At 76.1% G+C, this 10,215-nt stretch carries 2 protein-coding genes; both read left to right on the top strand.

Features of this window, described 5'->3' with window-relative positions:
- Positions 1-884 (top strand): beta-ketoacyl reductase (locus ACWC9T_RS39020; RefSeq protein ID WP_449825786.1); only part of this gene is annotated, 884 nt, incomplete at its 5' end.
- A 41-nt stretch (positions 885-925) separates the two neighbouring features.
- On the top strand, positions 926-10,215 hold a 9,290-nt coding region (locus ACWC9T_RS39015; protein ID WP_449825785.1), incomplete at its 3' end, for a type I polyketide synthase.

The following is a 10,215-nucleotide window of genomic DNA, read 5'->3' as shown; positions in this document are numbered from 1 at the left end:
CCAACTACGCCGCCGCCAACGCCCACCTGGACGCCCTCGCCCAGCACCGCCGGGTCCACGGCCTGCCCGCCACCAGCCTCGCCTGGGGCCTGTGGGACGAGGCCAGCGAGATGACCGGCACCATGAGCGAGACCGACCGGGCCCGGATGGGCCGCGGCGGGTTCCTGCCGCTGAGCACCGAGCACGGGCTCGCCCTGTTCGACGCCGCCTTCGACGCCGACCGCCCGGTGCTGCTGCCCGCCCGCCTCGACGTCCGCGCCCTGCGCGACCGGGCTCCGGCTCTGCTGGCCGGCCTGGACCGCACCCCGCTGCGCCGCACCGCCGGCCAGGCGGAGGCGGACGGCGGCGCCTCGGCCCTGCAGCTGCGGCTGACCGGGCGGTCCGCGGCCGAGCAGTCCCGGGTGCTGGGCGAGCTGCTGCGCGACAACGTGGCCGCCGTCCTCGGCTACGGCCCGACGGACACCGTGCAGACCGGGCGCAGCTTCAAGGAGCTGGGCTTCGACTCGCTGACCGCGCTGGAGCTGCGCAACCGGCTCAACGCGGCCACCGGCCGGCGGCTGCCCGCCACGCTGGTCTTCGACCACCCGACGGTGGAGGAGCTGGCCGAGCACCTGCGTTCCCTGGTCGCCCCGGAGCCGGTCGCCCCGGCGCAGACCGTCCTCGCCGAACTGGACCGGATCGAGGCGGCACTGACCGCGCTCGACGCCGAGGGCGACGACCACGGCCGCATCACGGCGCGCCTGCAGGCCCTGCTGTGGAAGTGGAGCGGCACCCAGGGCGCCGGCTCCGCCGGGGGCGGGCGCGACGAGGGCGACGACCTGGACCTCGCGACGGACGACGACCTGTTCGACGTCCTCAACAACGAACTCGGCCTCGGTCAGTGACCCCGCTGACACCGCAGCCACCAGCAAAGGAAACGACGGGAATGTCGAACACCGCCAACGAGCAGACCCTGCGCGACTACCTCAAGCGGGCCACCACCGAACTGCGCAACACCCGCCGTCTGCTGACCGAGCAGCAGGAGCGGGCCCACGAGCCGATCGCCATCGTCGGCATGAGCTGCCGCTTCCCCGGCGAGGTCGGCTCACCCGAGGAGTTGTGGCGGGTGCTGGAGGACGGCGGCGACATGCTGACCGGCTTCCCCACCGACCGCGGCTGGGACGTCGACTCGCTGTACGACCCGGAGCCGGGCCGCCCCGGCAAGGTGTCGGCCCGGGCCGGCGGCTTCCTGCACGACGCGATGGACTTCGACGCCGGCTTCTTCGGCATCAGCCCGCGCGAGGCCCTCGCCATGGACCCGCAGCAGCGGCTGCTGCTGGAGACCACCTGGGAGGTGTACGAGCGCGCTGGCATCGACCCGGCCTCGGTACGCGGCAGCAAGACCGGCGTCTTCCTCGGCGTCATCACCCAGGGCTACGGCGGCAGCGACCCGCGCGAGTCCGGCGAGGACCTGGAGGGCTACCTGCTGACCGGCACCACCGGCAGCGTCGCCTCCGGCCGGGTCGCCTACACCTTCGGCCTGGAGGGCCCGGCCGTCTCGATCGACACCGCCTGCTCCTCCTCGCTGGTCGCGCTGCACCTGGCGGTGAAGGCGCTGCGCAGCGGCGAGTGCACGATGGCCCTGGCCGGCGGCGCCACCGTGATGTCCACCCCGGGCATCTTCCTGGAGATGAGCCGTCAGCGCGGCCTGGCCGCGGACGGGCGGTGCAAGGCCTTCGCCGACGCGGCCGACGGCACCGGCTTCTCCGACGGCGCCGGGATGCTGTTGCTTGAGCGGCTCTCCGACGCCCGCCGCAACGGCCACCGGGTGCTCGCCGTGGTGCGCGGCACCGCCCTCAACCAGGACGGCGCCTCCAACGGGCTGACCGCGCCGAGCGGCACCGCCCAGCAGAAGGCCATCGAGCAGGCGCTCGCGGACGCCGTCCTGACCCCGGCCGATGTGGACGTGGTCGAGGCGCACGGCACCGGCACCACCCTCGGCGACCCGATCGAGGCCAACGCGCTGCTCGCCACCTACGGGCAGCACCGGCAGAGCGGCGAGCCGCTGTGGCTGGGCTCGGTGAAGTCCAACATCGGGCACACCCAGGCCGCCGCCGGCGTGGCTGGGGTGATCAAGATGGTGCTGGCGATGCGGCACGGGGTGCTGCCGAGAACCCTGCACGTGGACGCGCCGTCCGGGCACGTGGACTGGACCTCCGGCGCCGTTGAACTCCTCACCGAGGCCCGCCCCTGGGCGTCCCCGGTGGAGCGCCCACGCCGGGCGGGGGTCTCGGCGTTCGGCATCAGCGGCACCAACGCGCACGTGATCCTGGAGCAGGCCCCGGCCGAGGAGCCGGCCTCCGCTGCCGAACCCGAGGGCGAGCCCGGGGGTGAGCCCCCGGTGCTGCCCTGGATGCTGTCCGCCCGCTCGGCGGAGGCGCTGCGCGCCCAGGCCGGGCAGCTGCGCGCGCGGCTGGCCGACCCGGCGGTGCGCCCGGCGGACGCGGCCCGTTCACTGGCACTGACCCGGTCCGCGCTGGAGCACCGCGCGGTGGTGTTCGGCACCGACCGCACCGAGCTGCTGGCCGCTCTGGCGGCGGTCGCCGACCCGGCCGACGCGGCCGGGGCCGCGGCGGTGGTGAGCGGCGTCGCGGACGCGCCCGGGCGGACGGTGTTCGTCTTCCCCGGGCAGGGCTCGCAGTGGCTGGGCATGGGCACCGAACTGCTGGACTCCTCCGAGGCGTTCGCCGACCGGTTCCGAGCCTGCGCGGCGGCGCTGGCGCCGTACGTGGACTGGGACCTGCTGGACGTGGTGCGCGGCGCACCGGGTGCACCGGGCTTCGACCGGGTGGACGTGGTCCAGCCGGCGCTGTGGGCCGTGATGGTGTCGCTGGCCGAGGTGTGGCGCTCGTACGGGGTCCGTCCGGACGCGGTAGTGGGGCACTCGCAGGGCGAGATCGCCGCCGCAGCCGTCATCGGAGCGCTCTCCCTGGACGACGCCGCCAAGGTGGTCGCGCTGCGCAGCCAGGCCCTGGCCGCGATCGCCGGGCACGGCGGCATGGCCTCCATCCCGCTGCCCGCCGAACAGGTCCGCGAGCGCCTCGCCGCCTACACCGGACGACTGGACGTCGCAGCCGCCAACGGGCCCGCCACCACGGTCATCTCCGGTGACGCCGACGCCCTCGAGGAGTTCGTCAACACCTGCACCGACGAGGGCATCCGGGCCCGCACCATCCCCGTCGACTACGCCTCGCACGGCCCGCACGTCGACCGGATCCGCGAGGATCTGGCCCGACTCCTCACCGGCATCACGCCACGAGCGACGGAGACCGCCTTCTACTCCACCGTCACCGCCCAGCCCATCGACACCACCGAACTCGACGGCGAGTACTGGTTCCGCAACCTGCGCCAGCCCGTCGAGTTCGAGCAGACCGTCCGCACCCTCGCCGCCGACGGACACCGGACGTTCATCGAGACCAGCCCCCACCCCGTCCTGACGGTCGGCCTGCAGGACACCCTGGCCGCGCTCGGTCCGGCGCTCGGGCCGGTGACCGTCACCGGGACGCTGCGCCGCGAGGACGGCGGCCCGCGCCGGGTGCTCGCCTCCGCCGCCGAGGTCTGGGTCCGCGGGGGCCGGGTCGACTGGGCCGGCCACCTGCCCGAGGCCCATGCGATCGAGCTCCCCACCTACCCGTTCCAGCGCACCCGCTACTGGCTCGCCCCGGCCCGTCCGGAGGCCGGCGAGGGTCGGCTCTCTCCCGCCGAGGCCGAGTTCTGGGCCGCGGTCGAGCGCGAGGACGTGCCGGCGGTCGCCGGGACGCTGGACCTCGCGGAGGACGCCGCGCTCGGCAGTGTGGTGCCCGCGCTGTCCTCCTGGCGCCGTCACCAGCTGAACGGCACGGCCGTGGACCGCTGGCGCTACCGGGTCGAATGGCAGCGCCGCCCCGAGCGGCCCGGTGCCGCGCTGGAGGGCCGCTGGCTGGTCGCGGTGCCGGAGTCGGGCGCCAGTGCGGAAACCGTCCAGGCGGTGCTGGAGGTGCTGACCGCACGCGGGGCCGAGGCCGTTGCGGTCGAGCCGGTCGGCGCCGACCGGGCCGAGGTCGCCGCAGCACTGCGGACGGCGGCCGGTGGGGAGGCGGTGGCCGGGGTGCTGTCGCTGCTCCCGCTGGACGAGCGCCCGTACGCCGGGCACCCCGGCATGCCGACCGGACTGGCGCAGACCCTGGCACTGGTCCAGGCGTTGGCCGACGGGCCGGCCGCCCCGCTGTGGACGGTCACCCGGGCCGCCGTGTCGACCTCGGTGGCTGAGGCCCCGCTGCACCCCGCCCAGGCCGCCGTCTGGGGCCTGCTGGGTGTGGCCGGGGTCGAGCTGGCCGGGCTGCGCGGCGGCCTGCTGGACCTGCCGGAGGCGGTGGACGCCCAGTCGGCCACCCGGCTGGTCGCCGCCCTCGGCGGCGAGGAGGACCGGCTGGCCGTCCGCGCCGCCGGGGTGTTCGCCCCGCGCCTGGTCCGCTCGGCCCGTCCGAACGGCAGCGCGCCGGTCTGGCACCCGCGTGGCACCGTGCTGGTGGTCGGCGGGACCGGCGGGCTCGGCGGGCACGCCGCCCGCTGGCTGGCCGGGCGCGGCGCCGAACACCTGGTACTGGTGGGCCGACGCGGCCCGGCCGCGCCCGGCGTCGACGCGCTGGTGGCCGAACTGACCGACGCGGGCGCCCGGGTGACCGTCGCCTCCTGCGACGCCGCCCACCGTACGGAGCTGGCCGCGCTGCTGGACCGGCTGGCTGCCCACGGCGAGCGGGTCACCGCCGTGGTGCACGCCGCCGGGGTGCCAGCCACCGAGCCGGTCGAACGGCTGGACCTCGCCGCGCTGGCCGCCGCGCACCGGGCCAGGGCCGTGGTCGCCGAGAACCTGGACGCGCTGACCCGCGATCTGGAGCTGGACGCCTTCGTGCTGTTCTCCGCCCTTTCCGGCACCCTCGGGCTGCCCGGCCAGGGCGGCTACGCGGCCGGCAACGCCCAGCTGGAGGCGCTGGCCCGGCGCCGGGCCGCCGAGGGCCTGCCGGTCACCTGCGTGGGCTGGGGCCCGTGGGGCGAGGCGGGTCTCACCGAGGACGCCGAGACCGGGGAGCTGCGCCGCCGGCACGGCGTGCCGACCATGCCCGCCGCGCTGGCGCTCACCGCCCTCGCCGACGCGGTGGACGCCGCCGAGGCGCCGCTGCTGGTCGCCGACATCGAGTGGGACCGCTTCTTCCTGGCCTTCACCGCCGGTGGCCGCCGCCCGCTGATCGAGGACGTGCCGGAGGTGCGGCGGCTGCTGGCCGACGGCGCCGGCGGCGCGACCGCTCGTTCGGAGCAGGGCTCGGCGCTGGCCGGCCGGCTGGCCGGGCTGTCCGAGGCCGACCAGCACCGGCTGGTGCTGGACGCGGTCCGCGGCCAGATCGCCCTGGTGCTCGGCCACGGCAGCGGCGACGCGGTCCGCGCCGAGGCGCCGTTCAAGGAGATCGGCTTCGACTCGATCACCGGCGTCGAACTGCGCAACCGGCTCGGCGCGCTGACCGGCCTGAGCCTGCCGGCGACCCTGGTCTTCGACTACCCGACGCCCGCGGCGCTGGCCACCCTCGTCCGCGCCGAACTGCTCGGCGCCCAGGGCGGCCCGGCCGTCGCCACCCGGAGCGTCGCGACGGACGAGCCGATCGCGATCGTCGGCATCAGCTGCCGCTTCCCCGGCGGGGTCCGCTCGCCGGAGGACCTGTGGCGCCTGGTCCAGTCGGAGACCGACGCGGTCACCGACTGGCCGGCCGACCGCGGCTGGGACTCCGCCGGGCTCTACCACCCGGACCCGGACCACGTCGGCTCCACCTACACCGTGCGCGGCGGATTCCTGGACGCCCCGGCCGAGTTCGACGCCGCGTTCTTCGGCATCAGCCCGAAGGAGGCACTCGCCATGGACCCGCAGCAACGGCTGCTGCTGGAGTCCACCTGGGAGGCCTTCGAGCATGCCGGCCTGGACCCGCACGCGCTCCGCGGCTCCGACACCGGTGTCTTCGTCGGCATGACCTACCAGGACTACGCGGCCCGGCTGCACAACGCCCCCGAGGGCTTCGAGGGCCACCTGATGATGGGAAACACGGCGAGCGTCGGCTCCGGCCGCCTCTCGTACATCTTCGGTCTGCAGGGCCCGGCGGTCACCGTGGACACCGCCTGCTCCTCCTCGCTGGTCGCGCTGCACCTGGCGGTCCAGGCGCTGCGCAGCGGCGAGTGCTCACTCGCGCTGGCCGGCGCCGTGGTGGTGATGGCCACCCCGGCGATGTTCGTGGAGTTCAGCCGCCAGCGCGGTCTGGCCGCCGACGGCCGGTGCAAGGCCTTCGGCGCGGACGCGGACGGCTTCGGCGCCTCCGAGGGCGTCGGCCTGCTCGTGGTCGAGCGGCTCTCCGACGCGCTGCGCAACGGCCACCGGGTCCTCGCGGTGGTCCGGGGCAGCGCAGTCAACCAGGACGGCGCCTCCAACGGCCTTTCCGCCCCGAACGGCCCCGCCCAGCAGCGGGTCATCCGCCAGGCCCTGGCGGGCGCCGGGCTGACCGGCGCCGAGGTGGACGCGGTCGAGGCGCACGGCACCGGCACCCCGCTCGGCGACCCGATCGAGGCGCAGGCCCTGCTCGCCACCTACGGCGCCGAGCGGGACACCGAACAGCCGCTCTGGCTGGGCTCGTTGAAGTCCAACATCGGCCACGCCCAGGCGGCGGCCGGGGTCGGCGGCATCATCAAGATGGTGATGGCGATGCGGCACGGCGTACTGCCCCGCACCCTGCACGCCGACGAGCCGTCCCCGCACATCGACTGGAGCTCGGGTACCGTCCGTCTGCTCACCGAGGCCCGGGAGTGGCCAGCCCTGGAACGCCCGCGCCGGGCCGCCGTCTCGGCCTTCGGCATCAGCGGCACCAACGCCCACGTGATCCTGGAGCAGGCCCCGACCGTGGAGCCGGTGGCAGAGCAGGCGACCGACGGCCCGGTGCCGGTGCTGGTGACGGCCCGCTCCACGGACGCGCTGCGCGCCCAGGCCGAACGGCTGCGCACCCTGCTGGCCGATGAGCCCGCGCTCACCCCGGGCGCGCTGGCCCACGCCCTGGCCGCGCACCGGGCCCGGCTGGAGGAGCGGGCCGTGCTGCTCGCCGGGGACCGGACCGAGCTGGATGCCGCGCTGGCGGCGCTGGCCGCCGACGAGCCCTCGTCCGCCGTGGTCGCCGGGACGGTCGGGGCCGGCGGGCGGACGGTGCTGGTCTTCCCCGGCCAGGGCTCGCAGTGGCTCGGCATGGCCGTCGAACTGCTCGACACCAGCGCCGAGTTCCGCACCCGGCTCGAGGAGTGCGAGCAGGCGCTCAGCCGGTACGTGGACTGGTCGCTGACCGAGGTGCTGCGCGGCGCGCCGGGCGCGCCCGGCTTCGACCGGGTGGACGTGGTCCAGCCCGCGCTGTGGGCGGTGATGGTGGGTCTGGCCCGGCTCTGGGAGTCCCTCGGGGTCCGTCCGGACGCGGTGGCGGGGCACTCGCAGGGCGAGATCGCCGCCGCAGCCGTCATCGGAGCGCTCTCCCTGGACGACGCCGCCAAGGTGGTCGCGCTGCGCAGCCAGGCCCTGGCCGCGATCGCCGGGCACGGCGGCATGGCCTCCATCCCGCTGCCCGCCGAACAGGTCCGCGAGCGCCTCGCCGCCTACACCGGACGACTGGACGTCGCAGCCGCCAACGGGCCCGCCACCACGGTCATCTCCGGTGACGCCGACGCCCTCGAGGAGTTCGTCAACACCTGCACCGACGAGGGCATCCGGGCCCGCACCATCCCCGTCGACTACGCCTCGCACGGCCCGCACGTCGACCGGATCCGCGAGGATCTGGCCCGACTCCTCACCGGCATCACGCCACGAGCGACGGAGACCGCCTTCTACTCCACCGTCACCGCCCAGCCCATCGACACCACCGAACTCGACGGCGAGTACTGGTTCCGCAACCTGCGCCAGCCCGTCGAGTTCGAGCAGACCGTCCGCACCCTCGCCGCCGACGGACACCGGACGTTCATCGAGACCAGCCCCCACCCGGTGCTGGTGATGGGCGTGCAGCAGACCCTGGAGGACGCAGGCGTCGAGGACGCCGTGGCCACCGGCACGCTGCGCCGCGAGGACGGCGGCCCGCGCCGGCTGCTGGCCTCCGCCGCCGAGGTCTGGGCGCACGGCGGCGGGATCGACTGGGCCGGCCACCTGCCCGCCACCGCCGCCCCGGTCGAGCTGCCCGGTTACGCCTTCCAGCGCACCCGCTACTGGCTGGAGGCCCCCGCCCAGGCGGCCGACGCCGCCGGCCTCGGCCTGGAGGAGGTCAGCCACCCGCTGCTCGGCGCCGCCCTGCCGCTGGCCGAGGGCGAGGGCGTGATGTTCACCGGCCGGCTCTCCCGCCGTGCCCAGCCGTGGCTGGCGCAGCACGCGGTGCTCGGCACGGTGCTGCTGCCGGGCACCGCCTTCGTCGAACTCGCCCTGCACGCCGGTGAGTCGCTCGGCTGCGACGGCTTGGCGGAGCTGACCCTGCAGGCGCCGCTGGTGCTGCCCGAGGACGAGCCGGTGCAGCTGCAGGTGTCCGTCTCGGCCCCGGCCGCCGACGGCTCCCGCGCGCTGGCCGTGCACTCCCGCACCGGCGGGCGGGCCTGGACCTGCCACGCCACCGGCACCCTCACCGAGGGCGCCGAGCCCGAGCCGTTCAGCCTCGCCGAGTGGCCGCCGGCCGGCGCCGAGCCGATCGACCTGGCGGACGTGTACGAGCGGCTGGCCGAGCTCGGGCTCGTCTACGGGCCGACCTTCCGCGGGCTGCGCGCCGCCTGGCGCCGGGGCGACACGGTGTTCACCGAGGTCGCGCTGCCGGAGGGCGAGGCCGCCGCGTTCGGTCTGCATCCGGCGTTGCTCGACGCGGCGGTGCAGGGCATCGGTCTGACCGGGATCGGCGGCAGCGGCGTCGTCCTGCCCTTCGCCTGGTCCGAGGTCGCGCTGCGGGCCGTCGGCGCCGAGGCGCTGCGGGTGGAGCTGACACCCGCCGGGCCCGACGCGGTGGCGCTGCGGCTGGCCGACCCGTCCGGCGCGCCGGTCGCCTCGGTGGAGTCGCTGGCGGTGCGCCCGGTCTCGCCGGAGCAGCTGCTCGCGGCCAGCTCGGGCCACCAGGACGCCCAGCACGTACTGTCCTGGACGGCCGTGGCCGCCGAGGCGCCCGCGCCGTCGGGCGACTGGGCGCTGCTGGGCGCCGACCGGTTCGCCCTCGCCGAGCGGCTCGGCACCGGCTACCCGGACCTGGCGGCCCTGCAGACCGCGGTCGAGGCCGGCGCCCCCGTGCCGGAGGTGGTGTTCACCTGCGCCCCGGAGGCCGGGCCGACCGCCCTGCGCGAGGCCCTGCTGCCGGTGCTCGGCATGCTCCAGCAGTGGCTGGCCGACGAGCGGTTCGCCGACTCCCGGCTCGCGGTGCTGACCCGGGGCGCGGTCGCGGCCCGGCCCGGCGAGCACCTGGACGCGCTGGCGGAGGCGGCGCTCTGGGGCCTGCTGCGCTCCGCCGAGTCGGAGAACCCCGGCCGCTTCCTACTGCTGGACGTGGACGCCGGGCCGGCCGCCGCGCTGGCCGCGGCCGTCGCCACGGGCGAGCCGCAACTGGCGCTGCGGGAGGGCGCGTTGTTCGCACCCCGAATCACCCGCGCGACCGCCGAGCGGACGCTCACCGAGCCGGCCGGGGTCACCGACTGGCAGCTCGCCGTCACCGGCGAGGGCGGCTTCGACGACCTCGCGCTGATCGAATTCCCGGAGGCCGTAGCCGATTTGGCCGAGGGCCAGGTGCGGATCGGCATCCGGGCCGCCGGCCTGAACTTCCGGGACGTGGTGCTCGCCCTCGGCCTGGTCGCGCACGACGGGCGGGCCGCCGCCACCGAGGCGGCCGGTGTGGTGCTCGAAGTCGGGCCCGGGGTCGAGGACTTCGCGGTCGGTGACCGAGTGATGGGCCTGGTCTCGGCCGGCGTCGGCCCGGTCTCGGTCGCCGACCACCGGCTGCTGGCCAAGGTCCCGTCCGGCTGGAGCTTCGCCGAGGCCGCCACCGTCCCCGCCGCCTTCCTGACCGCCTACTACGCCCTGCGCGACCTGGCGAAGGCCGAGGCCGGGGAGTCGCTGCTGCTGCACGCGGCCACCGGCGGCGTCGGCATGGCCGCGCTCCAACTCGCCCACCA

This window comes from Kitasatospora sp. NPDC001159, assembly GCF_053598235.1.
This window is presented reverse-complemented; position numbering and strand designations above follow the sequence as displayed.